Source organism: Nesterenkonia aethiopica (genome assembly GCF_039534665.1).
GTDB classification, from domain to species: Bacteria; Actinomycetota; Actinomycetes; order Actinomycetales; family Micrococcaceae; genus Nesterenkonia; species Nesterenkonia aethiopica.
Genome location: NZ_BAAAVT010000001.1, coordinates 277118 through 294450, shown reverse-complemented (window position 1 = coordinate 294450; position 17333 = coordinate 277118). Strand labels below are relative to the sequence as shown.

At 70.4% G+C, this 17333-nt stretch carries 17 protein-coding genes, 4 tRNA genes and 1 riboswitch; of the genes, 2 read left to right on the top strand and 19 right to left on the bottom strand.

Annotation, left to right across the window (positions count from 1 at the left end; all coding sequences use genetic code 11):
* Window positions 1-272: 272 nt before the first annotated feature.
* The 5 genes from lgt to ABD658_RS01280 all read right to left on the bottom strand — a co-directional run bounded on the left by lgt (window position 273) and on the right by ABD658_RS01280 (window position 5008).
* Window positions 273-1448 (bottom strand): prolipoprotein diacylglyceryl transferase, encoded by a 1176-nt coding sequence (gene lgt / locus ABD658_RS01300; RefSeq protein WP_085437542.1) that lies wholly within the window; start codon window positions 1446-1448, stop codon window positions 273-275.
* Window positions 1449-1588: 140 nt separating this feature from the next.
* Window positions 1589-2407 carry a tryptophan synthase subunit alpha gene (gene trpA, locus ABD658_RS01295; protein ID WP_344683392.1) on the bottom strand — a complete coding sequence of 273 codons (819 nt, stop codon included), beginning with the start codon at window positions 2405-2407 and terminating at the stop codon, window positions 1589-1591.
* A complete protein-coding gene (gene trpB, locus ABD658_RS01290; RefSeq protein WP_344683394.1) occupies window positions 2404-3714 on the bottom strand; it encodes a tryptophan synthase subunit beta in 1311 nt (436 codons plus the stop codon). The genes trpA and trpB overlap by 4 nt, the downstream gene beginning before the upstream one ends.
* Before the next feature lie 60 nt (window positions 3715-3774).
* Window positions 3775-4611: an indole-3-glycerol phosphate synthase TrpC gene (gene trpC, locus ABD658_RS01285; protein WP_344683396.1), complete on the bottom strand. Its 837-nt coding sequence runs from the start codon at window positions 4609-4611 to the stop codon at window positions 3775-3777.
* Between the two features lie 7 nt (window positions 4612-4618).
* The gene (locus ABD658_RS01280; protein ID WP_311023962.1) at window positions 4619-5008 is read right to left on the bottom strand and encodes an HGxxPAAW family protein; all 390 of its coding nucleotides are present in this window, start codon (window positions 5006-5008) and stop codon (window positions 4619-4621) included.
* A gap of 153 nt (window positions 5009-5161) precedes the next feature.
* Between ABD658_RS01280 and ABD658_RS01275 the strand changes: the two genes are divergently transcribed.
* Window positions 5162-6043 carry a sulfurtransferase gene (locus ABD658_RS01275; protein ID WP_344743638.1) on the top strand — a complete coding sequence of 294 codons (882 nt, stop codon included), beginning with the start codon at window positions 5162-5164 and terminating at the stop codon, window positions 6041-6043.
* A 147-nt stretch (window positions 6044-6190) separates the two neighbouring features.
* Here ABD658_RS01275 and ABD658_RS01270 read toward each other — a convergent pair whose 3' ends face one another.
* The 14 genes from ABD658_RS01270 to ABD658_RS01205 form a co-directional block, all read right to left on the bottom strand.
* Entirely contained in the window at window positions 6191-6769 is a 579-nt protein-coding gene (locus ABD658_RS01270; RefSeq protein ID WP_344683403.1) for a Trp biosynthesis-associated membrane protein, read from the bottom strand.
* Complete coding sequence (locus tag ABD658_RS01265; protein WP_344683405.1) at window positions 6766-8337, bottom strand: anthranilate synthase component I; 1572 nt, start codon at window positions 8335-8337, stop codon at window positions 6766-6768. The genes ABD658_RS01270 and ABD658_RS01265 overlap by 4 nt, the downstream gene beginning before the upstream one ends.
* The gene (hisI, locus tag ABD658_RS01260) at window positions 8324-8695 is read right to left on the bottom strand and encodes a phosphoribosyl-AMP cyclohydrolase (protein ID WP_070162209.1); all 372 of its coding nucleotides are present in this window, start codon (window positions 8693-8695) and stop codon (window positions 8324-8326) included. The genes ABD658_RS01265 and hisI overlap by 14 nt, the downstream gene beginning before the upstream one ends.
* Before the next feature lie 49 nt (window positions 8696-8744).
* On the bottom strand, window positions 8745-9515 hold the full coding sequence (hisF, locus tag ABD658_RS01255) for an imidazole glycerol phosphate synthase subunit HisF (protein ID WP_311023954.1): 771 nt from the start codon (window positions 9513-9515) through the stop codon (window positions 8745-8747).
* Window positions 9516-9533: 18 nt separating this feature from the next.
* The gene (gene hisG / locus ABD658_RS01250; protein WP_344683409.1) at window positions 9534-10385 is read right to left on the bottom strand and encodes an ATP phosphoribosyltransferase; all 852 of its coding nucleotides are present in this window, start codon (window positions 10383-10385) and stop codon (window positions 9534-9536) included.
* A gap of 69 nt (window positions 10386-10454) precedes the next feature.
* Window positions 10455-10718, bottom strand: coding sequence for a phosphoribosyl-ATP diphosphatase (locus ABD658_RS01245; RefSeq protein WP_070162201.1), 264 nt, complete (start codon window positions 10716-10718; stop codon window positions 10455-10457).
* Window positions 10719-10783: 65 nt separating this feature from the next.
* Window positions 10784-11284: a 6,7-dimethyl-8-ribityllumazine synthase gene (ribH, locus tag ABD658_RS01240; RefSeq protein WP_070162199.1), complete on the bottom strand. Its 501-nt coding sequence runs from the start codon at window positions 11282-11284 to the stop codon at window positions 10784-10786.
* Window positions 11281-13407, bottom strand: a complete 2127-nt coding sequence (gene ribB / locus ABD658_RS01235) for a 3,4-dihydroxy-2-butanone-4-phosphate synthase (protein WP_344683413.1) — start codon at window positions 13405-13407, stop codon at window positions 11281-11283. The genes ribH and ribB overlap by 4 nt, the downstream gene beginning before the upstream one ends.
* Window positions 13389-14645 (bottom strand): bifunctional diaminohydroxyphosphoribosylaminopyrimidine deaminase/5-amino-6-(5-phosphoribosylamino)uracil reductase RibD, encoded by a 1257-nt coding sequence (gene ribD, locus ABD658_RS01230; protein WP_344683415.1) that lies wholly within the window; start codon window positions 14643-14645, stop codon window positions 13389-13391. The genes ribB and ribD overlap by 19 nt, the downstream gene beginning before the upstream one ends.
* Window positions 14638-15408 carry a nicotinamide riboside transporter PnuC gene (pnuC, locus tag ABD658_RS01225; RefSeq protein ID WP_311023946.1) on the bottom strand — a complete coding sequence of 257 codons (771 nt, stop codon included), beginning with the start codon at window positions 15406-15408 and terminating at the stop codon, window positions 14638-14640. The genes ribD and pnuC overlap by 8 nt, the downstream gene beginning before the upstream one ends.
* 114 nt (window positions 15409-15522) lie before the next feature.
* Window positions 15523-15654: riboswitch (FMN riboswitch) on the bottom strand.
* A gap of 72 nt (window positions 15655-15726) precedes the next feature.
* A tRNA-Gly gene (locus ABD658_RS01220) sits at window positions 15727-15800 on the bottom strand.
* A 26-nt stretch (window positions 15801-15826) separates the two neighbouring features.
* Window positions 15827-15898, bottom strand: a tRNA-Val gene (locus tag ABD658_RS01215).
* A 35-nt stretch (window positions 15899-15933) separates the two neighbouring features.
* Window positions 15934-16004, bottom strand: a tRNA-Cys gene (locus ABD658_RS01210).
* 44 nt (window positions 16005-16048) lie between these two features.
* Window positions 16049-16122 (bottom strand) — tRNA-Gly (locus ABD658_RS01205).
* Window positions 16123-16403: 281 nt separating this feature from the next.
* Here ABD658_RS01205 and ABD658_RS01200 point away from each other — a divergent pair.
* Window positions 16404-17324: a PD-(D/E)XK nuclease family protein gene (locus tag ABD658_RS01200; RefSeq protein WP_070162193.1), complete on the top strand. Its 921-nt coding sequence runs from the start codon at window positions 16404-16406 to the stop codon at window positions 17322-17324.
* The last annotated feature ends 9 nt before the right edge of the window (window positions 17325-17333 follow it).

Here is a 17333-nt window from a genome sequence, read left to right as displayed (position 1 = left end):
CGACGGACCGCACCGCCGCCGTCGTGCGTGGTGGACGGTCGGGGGCCCTCGATATGCGTCTCATGCGTCGCGGCGCGCAGGCCGAGCGCGGGGTGCGCGCTCCGGCATGGGCCGACGCCAGCATCGGGTGCCCGTCGCCAACGGGTGCGAGTCGACGGGCACACCAGTGTTGCCTGAGTCTCAGGCTGATCAGATCAATCTTCCGCGTGCAGGCACCCCGGAAGCAAATCGCATCTCAAGATCTGGACCTTGCCGGCGGCCCTCCGAGTGGTTCAGCTCTCTCTGCGAGAGTCCTCCCGAGGATCGGGCCCGTCCTCCGCCACAGGTGTCTCAGCATCCGGAATCACGGAGGACTCGTCCTCCGCGTCGGCCGGCTCGGCAGCATCCTGCTCGTCAGACTCGTCAGACTCGTCGGCTTCGGCTTCGTCCAGCTCAGACTCGTCGGCTTCGACCTCGTCCAGCGCAGTCTCTGCTTCATCCAGCTCCGCCTCGCCCGCGTCGGTCCCCTCAGCGCGAGGACCATGCCCCGCGCGGAAGACCTCCTGCTCCTCAGCCAGCTGCTCTGCGGTGCGAGGCCGCTTGGACCACAGCACGTAGAGCATCACGACGGCGACGAGGAAGGTGAGCACGGAGGCCCACATGTTCAGACGCCAGTCCAGCCCGAAGATGTTGATGAACTGGGTGGACTTGTCGAGCTCGTCGATGCGCAGGCTCTCGATCCAGAAGCGGCCCAAGGTGTAGTAGGCCACATAGGTCCAGGCGAGCAGCCCCTGTTTGACCTGGAAGCGCCGGTAGAGGACCAGCAGGAGGGCCACACCCAGCAGGTTCCAGACGCTCTCGTAGAGGAACGTCGGGTGGAACAGGGTGGACTCGCTCATGTGCGAGACCTGCGGCACCCGGTGCTCCAGCTCGACGGTGAGCCCCCAGGGCAGGTTCGTGGGTCCGCCGTAGAGCTCCTGGTTGAACCAGTTGCCCCAGCGCCCGATGGCCTGGGCCAGCAGCACCCCCGGCACCACGGCGTCGGCGAAGGCGCCGAACTTCATGCCGTAGCGACGGCAGGCGAACCAGACGCCCACCGCGCCCAGCAGGATGGCGCCCCAGATGCCGAGTCCTCCGCGCCAGATCTGCGGGATCAGCGAGAGATCGCCGGAGCCGTCGAAGTTCGGACCGAAGTAGGCGTCAGGAGAGGAGAAGACGTGGTAGAGCCGTCCACCGACGATGCCCAGCAGCACCGCCCACAGGGTGGCGTCCATGACGTTCTCGGAGCTGCCGCCCCTCGACTTCCACAGCTTGGAGGTCAGCAGGATCGCCACGACGATGCCTGCGACGATACACAGCGCGTAGAAGTTCAGGGTCAGCGGACCCAGGTCGAGTCCGCTGGAGGGCGGTGCGGGGAATCCCGCCAGCAGGTCGCCGTCGGTCGCGGCCGCCGCTGCAGTGGAAGTCATTGACGCGTCGTCCTCTCGGTGGTGGGGCTGGACCGCCCCTGAGGTGGCGGGACAGCCGGGTGCAGTCTAAGCGGTCAGGCTGATCATGGCGACCAGGCTGACTCGTCGGGCGCGCCCCGCAGACGGGCGAGGCGCCCGCCTCAGGCCGGTGCTGGGCGGCCGGAGAGCTCGCCGGCGAGCCGGCCGACCGCCGCTGGGCCACCGTCGCGCAGAGCGGCCACCAGCGCAGTGCCGACGATGACTCCGTCGGCGTAGCGACCGATCTCCTCCACATGTGCCCGGGTGGAGACGCCGAGTCCGACGCAGACCCGCTCCGCCCCGGCCTCATGGGCGGCTCGGACGACTCGTTCCGCGGCGTCCGAGACCTCCGAGCGAGCTCCGGTGACACCCATCAAGGACACGCCGTAGACGAATCCGCGGGAGGCCTCCACGATCTTGGCGACACGCTCCGCAGATGAGGTGGGCGCGGAGAGGAACACGCGGTCCAGACCGTACGCGTCGGTCGCGGCGATCCAGTCCTCGGCCTCGTCCGGGATCAGATCCGGCGTGATGGCCCCTGCTCCCCCGGCCTCGGCCAGACGGCGGGCGAACTCCTCGGCTCCCATGCGATCGATGAGGTTGTAGTAGGTCATCACCAGCACGGCGGCGTCGGTGGCTTCGGTGACTGCTCGGACGATCTCGAAGACCTCGTCGATGCGGAACCCGCGCCGGAGCACCTGGGTGGTGGCCTGCTGGATCACGGGCCCGTCCATGACCGGGTCCGAGTACGGGATGCCGATCTCGATGACCTCGGCCCCGTTACGGGCCAGCTCGATCGCCGCGGTGATCGAGGTCTCACGGTCCGGGTAGCCGGCCGGCAGGTAGCCCACGAAGGCCGAACGTCCTGCGGCACGGGCGGCCTCGATGGCCGTCGCCGTCTTCGACGGAGCAGCTGCCCCGCGGCTGGTCTGCACGCTCATGCCTGCACTCCCGTCTCCGGCGCGCGGCCGGCATGGTCGTCGGTCTCCCCGTCAGCACCCTCGGCCTCCTGGCCCGGCAGCAGGCGGAACCATTCGGCGGCGGTGGCCACGTCCTTGTCGCCGCGCCCGGAGAGGTTGACGATGATGATGCGGTGCGCCGCGGCCTCGGCGTCATCCTCCGTCCAACGCGCCGAGAGCCGGGCCGCCCCCGCCAGGGCGTGGGCCGACTCGATGGCCGGGATGATCCCCTCGGTGCGACAGAGCGCCTCGAAGGCGGTCATGCACTCGGCGTCGGTGACCGGCTCGTAGACGGCCCGGCCCACGTCGGCCAGGTGGGCGTGCTCCGGGCCCACGGACGGGTAGTCCAGTCCTGCGGAGATGGAGTGCGAGTCCACGGTCTGCCCATCCTCGTCCTGCATGAGGTAGGAGCGTGCACCGTGGAGCACTCCGGAACGGCCCAGCGTGATGGCCGCCGCGTGCCGACCCGTGTCCACACCGTCGCCCCCGGCTTCGAAGCCGTACAGGGCGACATCGGCGTCGTCGAGGAAGCCGTGGAAGATGCCCATCGCGTTGGACCCTCCCCCGACGCAGGCGCAGACGGCGTCAGGCAGACGCCCCGTCTGCTGCAGGATCTGCTGCCGGGCCTCCTCGCCGATGACCTGATGGAACCAGCGGACCATGGCCGGGAACGGGTGCGGACCGGCCACGGTGCCCAACAGGTAGTGGGTGTTCTCCACCGTGGCGACCCAGTCGCGCAGCGCCTCGTTGATCGCGTCCTTGAGGGTCTGAGCGCCATGTTCGACGGGGACGACCTCGGCACCCAGCAGCCGCATGCGGGCCACGTTCAACGCCTGACGCCGAGTGTCCTCGGCACCCATGTAGACCACGCACTCCATGCCCATCAGCGCCGCCGCCGTCGCCGTGGCGACCCCGTGCTGGCCTGCCCCGGTCTCGGCGATCAGCCGGGTCTTGCCCATCCGGCGCGCCAGCAGCGCCTGCCCGAGGACGTTGTTGATCTTGTGGGAGCCGGTGTGATTGAGGTCCTCCCGCTTGAGGAACACACGGGCCGCACCCTGCTCGGCGGCGAACCGCGGGACCTCGGCCAGCAGCGAGGGACGACCGGTGTAGTCCCGGCAGAGCCGCTCGAACTCCGCGATGAACTCCTCATCCTCGCGTGCCTCGAGGAAGGTCCTCTCCACCTCGTCGAGCGCAGCGACCAGGGACTCGGGCATCCATCGGCCGCCGTAGGGGCCGAAATAGGGGCCGGCGGCGTCGCGGTAGCTCGCGGAGTCGGACTCTGCAGTCATGGGTTCTCCTGTTCAGGTGATGGTGCGTGCCGCTCGGCGACGCCGTGCCGGGAGCCGGAGTCAGGAGCGGCTGGCTGCTCGGAAGCGGCCCAGGGCGGCGGCAGGGTCCCCGTCGCGGACCAGCGCCTCCCCCACGAGCACCGCATCCGCACCCCGAGAGGCGTAGTCGGCGACCACGTCCGGACCGTCCACGCCGGACTCCGCGATACGGACGACGTCATCGGGAAGATGGCGGGCCATGGTGCCGTAGTGCGCCACGTCGACGTCGAGGGTCTTCAGATTGCGCACGTTGACACCAACGATGCGGGCGCCCACGTCGACGGCGCGGGAGATCTCCTCCTCCGTATGGGCCTCTACGAGCGCCTCCATCCCCAGCTCATGGGTCAGCGCGAGGAAGTCCCGGAGCCGAGTGTCGTCGAGGGCGGCCACGATGAGCAGGACCAGGTCCGCGCCATGGGCGCGGGCCTCGAGGAACTGATACTCGTCGACCATGAAGTCCTTGCGCAGGACGGGAAGGTCGACGGCGGCACGGACGGCGTCCAGATCCGCTAGCGATCCGGCGAATCGGCGACGCTCCGTCAGAACGCTCACGGCGGAGGCTCCGCCGGCCTGGTAGGCCCGGGCCAACTCCGCGGGATCGGGGATCTCGGCCAGGGAGCCCTTCGACGGCGAGGACCGCTTCACCTCGGAGATGATGCGGACTCCTGCGGCGTCGTCACGGCCGCCGCGCAGCGCGGCCAGCCCGTCGAGGGCCAGCGGGACGTCAGCGACGCGGGCGCGGAGCTCGGCCAGCGGAACCTCGGCGCGACGGGCCTGCAGATCCTCACGGACGCCGGCGATGATGCCGTCCAGCACCGTGCCGGTTCCGGCGGCGGAGGCGGGTGTCTCGGTGTTCACCGGCGGCTCAGTTGGTGGAGGCGTCGGGGATGCGCTCGCCCTTGCCGGAGGTGTTGTCCGGCACGGCGGGCCCCTGGTGGCGCCGAGGGTCCTCGCCGTGCTTCAGCACCGACGAGCTGTCCATCTCGACGCCGAGACCCGCCTTCTTCAGGGCGTAGCCCAGGATCAGGGCGAGCGGAACACAGGCCGCACCGATGTAGGCCAAGACCCAGATCTCGGCGACGAAGCCGATGCCGGCGATGATCGAGCCGACGATCAGCGTCAGGCTCAGCGTCCAGGCGGCAGGGGTCGACCCGTGACCGATGTGGTCATAGTGGATGAAGGCGTCATCCGGCTGCTCGCCGACGGCCGGCTGCTGCTCGACATCGCGCACGGTCCGCTGCTGCGTGGTGGTCATCAGAGTCCTCTCTCGGTCACTTCAGCTCAGCATCCATTCTGCCATGCCTGCTCCCCGCGGCCCGACCAGATTTCCTCCCGTGCAGACCAGGTGGTCTCCCCTGCTGTGGCGGCGGGCTGGACAGCGGAGGGGTCTCGGAGCAGGGTGGTGGTCATGCAGACACTCATCACCGCCGACGAGCTCCACAGCCTGCTGGGCTCCGCCGAGCCGCCACATGTGCTCGACGTCAGATGGAGGCTCGACCAGCCGGACGGCTCCGCCGACCACCGCGCCGGCCACATCCCCGGTGCGGTCTACGTGGACCTGGACCATGAGCTCAGCGACCATGGGCGTCCCGCCGTCGCAGGACGTCACCCGCTCCCGCGGCATGAGACGCTACAGCAGGCCGCGCGACGGTGGGGGCTCCTGCCGGGACGCACCGTGGTGGTCCACGACGACCTGCAGAACCTCGCCGCGGCCCGCGCCTGGTGGCTGCTGCGCCGCGCCGGAGTCCATGACGTCCGGGTGCTCGACGGGGCGTTGGAGGCCTGGCGGCGGGCAGGACTGCCGCTGGAGGAAGGCGATGTGCGCCCGGAGCCGTCGACGATCCGGCTTCAGGACCCGCAGCGGGACGTCACCGACACGGCTGCCGCGGCGGCCGTCGATCTGGAGTCCGTGCGAGACCTCTCCTCCCGGCTGAGCCAGGGGCTCCCTGCCGACGCCGTGCTGCTGGACGTCCGCGCACCGGAGAGGTTCCGCGGAGAGCACGAGCCGATCGATCCGCGGGCCGGCCACATCCCCGGGGCGCGGAACCTCCCCACGGCCGGCAACGTCGACGCCGCCGGCCGGTTCCTGACGCCCCAGGCGCTGCGTGAGCGGCTGCTCGCGGCCGGCGCGGACGACCACCGGCCGGTGGTGAGCTACTGCGGCTCCGGCGTCAACGCAGCCCACGCCACCCTGGCGGCCCACCTGGCCGGCTTCGACGCCGTGCTGTACCCGGGCAGCTTCAGCCAGTGGTCTCAGCATGCCGAGCTGGAGGTCGCCGTCGGCGAATGAGACCCACCGCATGATCTGCGCCTCTTTCTCGAGGTTCGGCAGACTCCGCCGCCGGGACAGCGCGTGACGAGCGCACCGGGAGAGGCCGTGTCTGCCGACCCTCGGCGCAGAGGAGGAGGCTGGGGGCGGTGACAGAGTTCGCCGGGCTCAGCCTCGACGCTCGGATGTCGGGTCGTCCCCGGCGCTGAGTCCGTCCCACAGGTCGAACTCATCGGGGTCCTCCTGCGGCGCCGCGCCTGCCTCGCGGGCTGTGGCGTATCGCCGCGAGGACCGATCCCGCCAGCGCGGGGAGAAGATCAGCAGCGCCAGCGCCGCCAGCGCCAGCAGCACAGCACCGGCCAGACCAGCCCACACTGCCGGACCGAGGACATACTCACCGGCGAGCTCCGTGGTGCCGGTGACCTCGCCCAGGGCGGGCCCCGAGGCCTCCCCGGGCGCAGCGATCACCCGGGCCACCGTCACAACGGCCGAGACGCCCGCGGCGAGCATCACGACGCCGATGATGAGTCGAGCGATGCGTCGGGCGATCGTCACAGCCACGGAGGAGGCCAGCCCGACCAGGGCCATGGCGGTCACCGTGTCTGAGACATCGGTGCCGGGGATCTCCACCTGGCCCGCCGCGGAGGTGTCCCCCAGCCCGACGGCGGTCACCCACGTCTGTGTGGCCGAGGCCAGCAGCAGCACGCCTGCAGCCAGGCCCACCAGCACCACCGCGCGGCGGCTCATGGCTGCTCCTGGAGCCGATCGGCGGCCAGCACCGCACGCAGGGGCGCGGCGGCCTTGTTCACCGTCTCCTGACGTTCGGCGTCGTCGTCGCTGTCCGCGACGATGCCGCCGCCGGCCTGCACGTAGGCCCGGCCGTCCTTCAGCAGTGCGCTGCGGATCGCGATGGCCGCATCCATCCGCCCAGAGAGGTCAAAATAGCCGACCACTCCCCCGTAGACCCCCCGTCGAGCCGGCTCCCAGGCGTCGAGCAGCTGGAGGGCCCTGGGCTTCGGCGCTCCGGAGAGGGTGCCGGCCGGGAAAGTCGCCGCCAGGACGTCATAGGACGAGGCCTCCGGCGCCAGCTCTCCCTGCACATGCGAGGTCAGGTGCATCACATGGCTGAAGTGCTCCACCGCCATGAACCGCGTGACCTGCACCGAGCCCGGCACGCACACCTTGGCGAGATCGTTGCGGGCCAGGTCGACCAGCATGATGTGCTCGGCACGCTCCTTCTCATCAGCGAGCAGGTCATCGGCGAGCGCCTCGTCCTCCGCGGGGGTGTCACCTCGCGGACGTGTGCCAGCGATCGGATGTGTCACCACGGTGTCATCCTCCACGGTGACCAGCGCCTCCGGGGAAGCGCCCACCACCTGGTAGGGCTCCCCATCGGGAGTCTCGAAGTGCAGCAGGTACATGTAGGGGCTGGGGTTCAGCAGCCGGAGCATGCGGTAGACCGCCAGCGCGTCCACCTCCGTAGCGACCTGGAAGCGTCGGGAGACCACGATCTGGAAGACTTCGCCGTCGATGATCGCCTGCTTGGCCCTGCCCAACGTGGCCAGGTACTCGTCCTGGTCCCAGGCATGCTCGACGCGGTCCTCGAGATCTCGTTCGACCGTCTCCTGCCAGTCCGCCGGGGCCACCGCGACCCCGGGGCGGACCGGTTCGGCGAGCGCGGCACGCATCCGCTCCAGCCGGGCCACCGCATCGGCGTAGGCCCGCTCGACGCCGGAGTCGCGTCCGTCCTGGTTGAAGGCGTTCGCCACCAGGGTGACGGTGCCGTCCCGGTTATCGTGCACGACGAGGTCGCTCACGAGGTTCATGGCCATCTCGGGCACATGCAGGTCGTCAGCGGGCGGGTGCGGCAGCCGCTCCCAGTGACGCACGACCTCCCAGCCGATGTACCCGACCAGCCCGGAGGTCAGATGCGGCAGGGCCACCGTGCGTGCTCGGCCGTTGTCGCCGCCCAGGAAGTCGAGACTGGCCCGCAGCACCTCAGCAGTGTTGCCATGCTGCGGGGTACCGGCAGGAGGGTCTCCCAGCCAGACCGCCCGGCCGTCACCCTCGGAGAGGGTGGCCTGCGAGCGCACGCCGATGAAGGAGTGCCGGGACCACGCAGCGCCGGGAGCGGCGGATTCCATGAGGAAGCTGCCGGGCCGCCCGTCAGCCAGCGTCCGGTAGATGCTCAGCGGCGTGTGGCCGTCGGCCAGCAGGCGCATGGTCACCGGGATGACCCGGTGGTCGCAGGCGAGCTCGGAGAACTCCTCCGCACTCGGGGACACCACTCCGAAGCGCCGATCAGACCTGGTCATCGCGACCTCCCTCCAGGGTGATCTCCCGCGAGGTGAAGCAGGTGCGGGTGCCGGTGTGGCAGGCCGGGCCCGTCTGGTCCACGGTCAGCAGGACGGTGTCCCCGTCGCAGTCGAGGGCCACACGGCGGACCTGCTGCACATGTCCGGAGGTCTCCCCCTTGCGCCAGAGCTGACCGCGGGACCGGGACCAGTAGGTCGCCCGGCCGGTGGACAGCGTCGCCGCGAGAGCCTCCTCATCCATCCAGGCCATCATCAGCACCTCGCCGCTGACGGCGTCCTGTGCGATGGCCGGGACGAGGCCGGCGTCGTCGAAGCTGACCTTCTGGCGGATCTCGGCGGGAAGCGGGGTCGTGGTCATGGGGAGGTCCTCGGCTGGTGGGCGGGCGGGAGGTGTGCTGGGGGCCGCGTCAGCGCACGGGATGGCCGGCGGCGCGGATGGCCTCCTTGACGCGGGCGATCATGTCCACCGGGCCGAAGTGGAACATGGAGGCGGCGAGCACCGCGTCGGCGCCGGCATCGATGGCGGCCGGGAAGTGCTCGGGGCGGCCGGCGCCACCGGAGGCGATGAGCGGCACTGAGGTCACCTGGCGGACCGCACGGATCATCTCCACATCGAATCCGGCCTGGGTGCCGTCGGCGTCGATGGAGTTCAGCAGGATCTCCCCCACTCCGCGCGCGGAGGCCTCGCGGCACCAGGAGATCGCGTCGATGCCGGTGCCGCGGCGACCTCCATGGGTGGTGACCTCGAAGCCGGAGGCGATCTGCGGGTCATCGGTGCGGCGGGCGTCCAGGGACAGCACCAGGACCTGGGAGCCGAAGCGGTCGGTGATCTCGTCGATGACCTCCGGTCGGTTCACCGCGGCCGTATTGATGGAAGCCTTGTCCGCCCCGCTGCGCAGCAGTGTGGCCACATCCTCCTGGGTGCGCACCCCGCCGCCGACGGTCAGCGGGATGAAGACCTCCTCCGCGGTGCGGGTGACCACGTCATAGGTGGTCTCCCGGTCGGAGGACGAGGCGGTGACGTCCAGGAACGTCAGCTCGTCGGCACCGGCGTCGTTGTACCGGTGCGCCAGCTCCACCGGATCTCCCGCATCGCGCAGATTCTCGAAGTTCACGCCTTTGACGACGCGGCCGGCGTCCACGTCGAGGCACGGGATGACTCTGACGGCCAGTGACATGTGGTGTGCCCTCCCTGCTCAGACCCGGCAGGCGTGGATGGAGGTGACCAGGATCGCCCGAGCCCCGAGCTCGTAGAGCTCATCCATCAGCTGGTTGGTCTTCTTCGCCGGAACCATGGAGCGCACGGCCACCCAGTTCTCGTCGGCCAGCGGAGAGATGGTCGGCGACTCCAGTCCGGGGGTGATCGCGCTGGCGGCCTGAAGGTGCTCACGACGGATGTCGTAGTCCATCATCACGTACTGCCGAGCCACGAGCACGCCCTGCAGTCGGCGGGTCACCCGGTCGGTCCCGGCGGGACGCTCCCCGTGGCGGGAGATCATGATCGCCTCAGAGCGCATGATCGCCTCCCCGAAGGTCTCCATGCCGGCGGCCTTGAGCGTGTTCCCGGTCTCCACGACGTCGGCGATCGCATCGGCCACTCCCAGACGCACCGCGGTCTCGACCGCGCCGTCGAGGTGGACGACCTCCACGTCGTCCAGCCGCTGGTCCTCGAGCCACCGACTGAGCAGACCGTCATAGCTGGTGGCGATCCGCTTGCCGGCCAGGTCCTCGGCCGAGCGGAACCGCCCAGCCGGTCCGGCCAGCCGGAACGTGGACCCGCCGAAGCCCAGTCCCATGATCTCCTCGGCGCCATGGTCCACCCGCGCGTCCTGGAAGAGGTCGCGTCCGGTGATCCCGACGTCGAGGGTCCCGGAGCCGACATAGACGGCGATGTCCCGGGGCCTGAGGTAGAAGAACTCGACGCCGTTCTCCTCGTCGACCATGACCAGCTCGCGCTTGTCACGGCGCTGGACGTATCCGGCCTCGGAGAGCATGGCCATGGCGGCCTCGGAGAGGGCGCCCTTGTTCGGTACAGCTACACGCAGCATGGAGGTGTCGTTCCCTGTTCGGATGTCGTTCGGGTGTGGTGCACGGAGCCGTCGGCCTGCGGCCGACCCTCAGAGATGTCGATAGACGTCTTCGAGGCTGAGCCCCTTGGCCAGCATCATCACCTGCAGGTGGTACAGCAGCTGGGAGATCTCCTCGGCGGCGGCCTCGTCGGTCTCATGCTCGCAGGCCATCCAGACCTCAGCGGCCTCCTCGACGATCTTCTTGCCGATGCTGTGGACGCCGGCGTCGAGGGCAGCCACCGTGCCGGACCCCTCGGGGCGGGCGACGGCCTTCTCGGCGAGTTCGGCGTAGAGCTGGTCGAAGTTCTTCACCGTCCCAGGGTATGCCTTTCCGTGGGTCGAGGACGATTTCCAGCGCGGATGCGTCACCTGGGACGTCATGACGTGAGCCGTGCCACCTCGACGGCGGCGGAGACGGCGGCATGCGCCGCCTCGAAGCCCTTGTCCTCCTTCGAGCCGTCCAGACCTGCGCGATCCAGGGCCTGCTGCTCGTCATCGCAGGTCAGCAGGCCGAAGCCGACCGGGACGCCGGAGTCCAGGGCCACCCGGCCCAGCCCGTCCGTGGCCGCCTGGCATACGTAGTCGAAGTGCGGGGTGCCGCCACGGATGACCACGCCGAGGGCGATGACGACGTCGTGGCGCGTCGCGGCGGCCGCGCTGAGAACCGGCAGCTCGAAGCTGCCCGGGGCGCGGACCAGGGTCACGTCATGGATGCCGATGCCGTCCAGGAAGCGACGGGCGCCGGCGATCAGGCCGTCCATGACCGGGGTGTGCCAGCGGGAGGCCACCACGGCCACACGGAGGGGCTTCTCGGCGGCCGCGGTGCGCAGCTGCTCCAGCTCGGTGGCGTCGATCTCAGGGGTTCCGGTGCTGCTCATCTCTCTCCTTGTTCGTCAAGCGGACGCGTGCGCTCCGCAGGCTCCTCATGGTCGGCCACCAGCTCCTCCGGCGGCAGGTCATGCCCTGCGCCACGGGCCTCACGATCCTCCAGGCCCAAGTGGTCCAGCAGGTGGCGCATCCGGTCCCGCTTGGTGCGCAGGTACCGGCGGTTCTCGTCATGGACGACACCGTCGGCCGGCACCTGCTCGACGTCCAGTCCGGCCTTCTGCAGGGATTCGACCTTGTCCGGGTTGTTGGTCAGCAGCCTCAGGCGGGTGATGCCGCAGCTGTGCAGGATCGCCGCCGCGCCGGTGTAGTTCCGCAGCTCCGCGGCCAGGCCCAGCATCTCATTGGCCTCGACCGTGTCCGCGCCCTCCTCCTGGAGCTTGTAGGCACGCAGTTTGTTGGCCAGTCCGATCCCCCGGCCTTCGTGGCCGCGCAGGTACAGCAGGTGGCCGCCGTCGCGCTGGATCGACTCCAGGGCGGAGGCCAGCTGGGTGCCGCAGTCGCAGCGGTGGGAGCCCAGCACATCACCGGTGACACACTCCGAGTGCATCCGGATCAGGGGGCGGTGCTCCTGGGCGCCGGCCTCGGAGGCCGGGCGGGACCGGGCGGAGATCAGCAGGTGCTCATGGCCGGTCGAGTGCTCGGTCCATACCTGGGCGGCGAAGATCCCATGGTCGGTGGGCAGGGTCACCACGGGGCCAGGGGTCACCAGGGCGCTGGACTCCTCCTCGGGGTGCTCCCAGGACGCCTGCACGGCGTCCATGACGGCCTCCGGACTGGGCTCGCCGCCGCGGTAGGCGATGAGGTCCGCGATGGAGATCAGCGCCAACCGGTGATCGTCGGCGAACTCGCGCAGCGCCGGCAGTCGCATCATGCGCCCGTCGTCGTGGACCAGCTCGGCGATGACCCCGACCTCCGGGTGCCCGGAGAGCCGGCAGAGATCGACGGCGGCTTCGGTGTGGCCGTCCCGACCCAGCACGCCGGCGTCGTCGGCGATGAGCGGGAACAGATGTCCGGGCCGCGTGAGGTCCTCGGGCCCTGAGGCGGCGTCGGCCAGCAGCGCCGCCGTGCGGGCGCGGTCGGCCGCGCTGATGCCGGTGGTGATGCCGGAGGCGGCGTCGCAGCTGATGGTGTAGGCGGTGCCCTTGGGGTCCTGGTTGTCGGTGACCATGGGAGGCAGGCGCAGATGGTCGGCCCGCTCCCGGCTCATCGGCACGCAGATCACCCCGGAGGAGTGCCGCACCGTGAAGGCCATGAGCTCCTCGGTGGCCGCCGTCGCGGGGAAGATGAGGTCGCCTTCATTCTCCCGGTCGGCATCGTCGACGACGACGACGGGGCGGCCCTTCGCCAGCTGGTTCAGGGCGACCTCCACAGGGTCGAGCACGGGCGCGGGAGTGTCGGGACGGCGCACCGCCGGCGTGACGGCCGCACCGGGTGCGGAGGCCGCCGGCGCGGGCTCTACGAGCGCGGGCCCCTCCGCGCCGCGCTCGAGTGCGCTGCTGCCCGCCTCGGCGTCGAGGTCGAGCATCCTGCGGGTGTACTTGGCCAGCACGTCCACCTCGAGGTTGACCTGGCCGCCGTCTGCGAGTCCGCCGAGCGTCGTCTCGGCGAGCGTGGTGGGGATCAGGCCCACCTCGAACCATGCCTCGAGCGCACCGGGTGCGGAGACCGCGGTGACAGTCAGCGAGACGCCGTCGACGGCGATGGAGCCCTTCTCCGCCAGGAAGGGCGCCAGATCCCGCGGCACGGCGAAGCGGTGGCGCCCGTCGTGGAGGTCACGCTCCACCAGGGTGCCCATCCCGTCGACATGGCCCTGGACGACGTGACCGTCGAGCCGGGCTCCCGAGGGGAGGCACCGTTCGAGGTTGACGGCGTCGCCGACGCCGAGCTGTCCCATCGTGGTGCGTTTGAGCGTCTCGGTGATGAGGTCCACGGTGACGTTCTCATCGTCGATGGCCGTGGCGCTCACGCACACGCCGTTGACGGCGATCGAGCCTCCCAGGGCCAGTCCCTCCACGTGTCCCGGCGCCTCGAAGGTCAGCCGTTCCACCCCGCGGGCCGGGTCGGGGTGCCGTTCGAGCACCCGACCGACGCCTGTCACGATTCCGGTGAACATGGGTCTGTGCAGCTCCTGTCTTCTCCGGCGCCGGCCAGGTCGGCCGCCGCGTCCGATGCGTGATGGGTCGGCGCGGATGCGCCGCGCGGCCCGATGCTGAGCGGGTCCGTGCTGTGCTCCGGCCAGGTCAGAGCGCCCTCTGCCGGCTGGAGATGGACGCAGACGTCGTCGTCGAGGATCCGGACTGCTCCGCCCTCCGCCTGATCGCGGGTGTAGCGCCTCGCCTGCGCCAGCGTGGTGACGCCGATGTCCCCCACGCTGGACGCCCCGGCGCCGAGGATAAGCGGCGCCTGGTACGCGAAGATCTCGTCGACCAGATCCTGGGCGAAGAACGCGGCGAGCACCCGGGAGCCGCCTTCGACCAGCACATGACGGACCGGATGCCCGTCATGCTCGATCGCCCCCAGCCGCTGCAGCGCCTCGAGGGGGTCGTGGGTGCGCAGCTGCACCCAGCCGTCTCCCTCCGGCCGCCCCTGTCGCAGCCGGGCACGTTCCGCCAGCGGTCGCCGCCCCATCACGCAGCGCAGCGGCTGCCGGTCGGCCAGGGTCCCGTCCGGCAGGCGGGCGGTGAGCCGGGGATCGTCCACCTCGGCGGTGTTGCTGCCCACCAGGATCGCGTCGATGCGACGCCGGATGCGGTGCGTGTGCAGCCGGGAGGCCGATGAGGTGATCCATTGACTGGTGCCGTCAGCGGCGGCGATGCGCCCGTCGAGGCTCTGGGCGAGGTGCACGGTGACGAAGGGCCGACCCTCCCGGCGCGCCCGGGCCCAGCGGTTGTTGACCGCGAGCGCAGGGCCGGAGAGCACGCCGGAGACCACCTCGACGCCAGCTGCGCGAAGCACCGCCGCTCCTCCGGAGGCGTCAGGCGTCGGGTCGTCGGCCCCATAGACGACACGTCCCACGCCGGCCTCGAGGATCGCCTCGGTGCACGGGGGCTGACGGCCGTGGTGGCGGCAGGGCTCCAGCGTGCAGTAGAGCGTGGCCCCGTGGAGATCCACAGCTCCGTGGTCACCGCCCGCCGCGACCTGACGCAGCGCGTCACGCTCGGCATGGAGGTGTCCGGCCCCCCGGTGGTGTCCCACTGCCAGGACCTCTCCCTCCGGGGAGACCAGCACCGCGCCGACCAGGGGGTTCGCGCCGCGCGGCCCACGGTGCGCGGCCTCGATCGCGAGCCGCATGGTCTGCTCATGCGCACCGGCGGGATCCGGTGGGCAGACGACGTCGACCGGTTCATCCATCGAGGGACACCTCCCGAGGCCGTGATCGGGACGCCCCCGGGGCGCCGGGGGTCTCCCCGGTGTCTGCGGCGACGTCGTGGCGGACGCCAGTCGTCGCGACGTCTGCGGTCTGACGTCGCTGGACTCGGCTCCAGACGATGAATCCGATCAGCGTGAACACGCCGTAGACGGCGTACATTCCGGCGGAGGCGTAGTAGCCGGCCGACCACAGCAGCGGCACTCCGACGACGTCGACCGCGATCCACAGCAGCCAGAACTCGACCCAGCGGCGGGCCATGCCGTAGGTGGCCAGCAGCGATCCCACAAAGGTCCACGCATCGGCCCACACCGGCTCATAGGAGCCGAGGGCACGCAGCACGGGCGTCAGCGCGGCGGTGCCGAGCACCAGGGCCAGGATCAGGGCGAGCCGGGCACGCGGGGGCGCCCAGCGGGGGGCGACGGCGGCGACTCCGCCGCCGGACTGCTGCGCCCGACGCGCCGACCTCCACTGGTGCCAGCCGTAGACCGAGACGATGAGGAACATGACCTGCCGCCCAGCCTGCCCAAGCAGCGCGGGGTCATCGCTGAGACCCAAGAAGGATCCCAGGAAGACGGTCAGCAGAAGCAGGTTGCCGGCGATGCCCACCGGCCAGGCCCAGACACGGCGCAGCATGCCGCCGAGGGCGCAGGCCAGGCCGAAGACATTGCCGAGGACCTCACGGAGCAGCAGAGGACTGCCGAAGACCAGGACTTCGGCCTCGAGAAGCCAGCGCAGGGCGTCCATTCAGCAGCTCGTCCTTCCCAGACCCGACGGTGGAGTCGGCTCCGGGGATGACGATGCCTGCGCGGCGGCCGGAAAGACGTCGAGGGTGCGCCAGAGGCACCGCCGTCGACCGGCCTTCGTGCTTCTCCCATCCAGACTGTGACTGTCGGTACCGGAGTTCCACCGGTTCAACCGAGGCCGCCGAGGCGGCTCGGGTCGCGGACTTTCACCGCCGGTTCGGACTTTCACCGACCCCGGAGCACGAAGTGTGTCGGGGACAAGTCTGCCACACCGACGACGAAGGCCCGGAATCCACGAGGGATTCCGGGCCTTCTGCTGAGCGGATGACGAGATTCGAACTCGCGACCCTCACCATGGCAAGGTGATGCTCTAGCCAGCTGAGCTACATCCGCACGAGTGATCAGTATAGACCACTCAGTGCGCGATACTGGGATCGAACCAGTGACCTCTTCCGTGTCAGGGAAGCGCGCTACCGCTGCGCCAATCGCGCCTATTCAACTGTTCGGACCGCAGGCGGCCCGAGCGAGGTGGGGACGGGAATCGAACCCGCGTATACGGCTTTGCAGGCCGCTGCCTCGCCACTCGGCCACCCCACCGTCCCCGTCTCCGGGATTCGGGATCGACTCCTTCGAGCCCATCGAGCGGATGACGAGATTCGAACTCGCGACCCTCACCATGGCAAGGTGATGCTCTAGCCAGCTGAGCTACATCCGCACATCGGCTTCTCCGCGGCTTTCCGGAAGGCCTTTCGACCGTCCGTGCTGTCCGCTTTCCGACGACATGAAACTCTAGCTCAGCCCTCGGCCCCTCGTCCAATCGAACCCCTGTGACCACCCCCACACACCCGCCTGTGACCTGGCGGATCCCTGTCATTCCGGGGGTTCCGGGCTTCACCGGTGAGCCGCATCGCGCTCCGTGGCGACGCGCGGGCAGCGCCGGACACGCGTCCGGGCCTCCCTGCGGACCCGAGACGCCTGCGTGGCAGACTGGACCCGATGACACAGCCCACTCTCGCCCACGCCACCGAGTTCGGTCGGATGTACTCCCGCTCGCTCACCTCCGCGCCCGAGGTCCCCTCCATCACCACGGTGATCGGCCAGGAGCACAAGGACCTCACCGGATGGGCAGGCCACCTGGCCACCCAGGAACTGATCCAGGACGATCGCCTCGCCGCCGCCGTCGGCTCCGCCTCCCAGCTGAAGACCCTGGCCCGTCACGCTGCCTCGGCCGCCGAGCGGTTCCGCGACGCGGCGGCGCAACGCGGTGATCGCGTCCACCACTACGCGGAGCAGGTCGCGCTGCGTGCTCTGGGCACCGACCACGAGGTCGACACCGCGCGGGCGACGCTGGTCCAGCATGGCGAGACCGCCTTCGCCGACCGCTTCGACGAATGGTGGGACCTCTACGGGGTGCGCCCCCTGGCCGCGGAGGTCACGGTCTGGAACCACACGATCGGCTACGCCGGAACCCTGGACCTGATCGCCGAGATCGCCGGGCGGACCTGCGTGATCGACTTCAAGACCAAGGGCCTCGACCGCAGGGGCCGCGCCAAGCCGCTGAGCGAATCCGTCGTCATGCAGCTGGTGGCCGGCATGCAGGCCGAGGAGCGGCTGGTCGACGCGCAGGCCGGCATCTGGGAGCCCTGGCCCCACGGACAGGACTGCCTTCTGATGGCGGTGGCCGTCTCGGAGACGGAGGTCGTCCCCGTCCAGGCGACCCCCGCGGCGCTGAAGGCGCACTGGCACAAGTTCTGGGCGCTGCGGCAGGTCTGGGAGCACGGACGCCGGACTGCTGAGGCCGGGCCCTCGCTGCGCCCGCTCGCACCCCCGCCCGCAGCGGCGTCGGCAGGTGCGACGACGTCGACGGCGAAAGCCCCCGGAGGCGACGGGGTGCCGCCTGTCACTCCGGCGGCCTGACCACGCCGA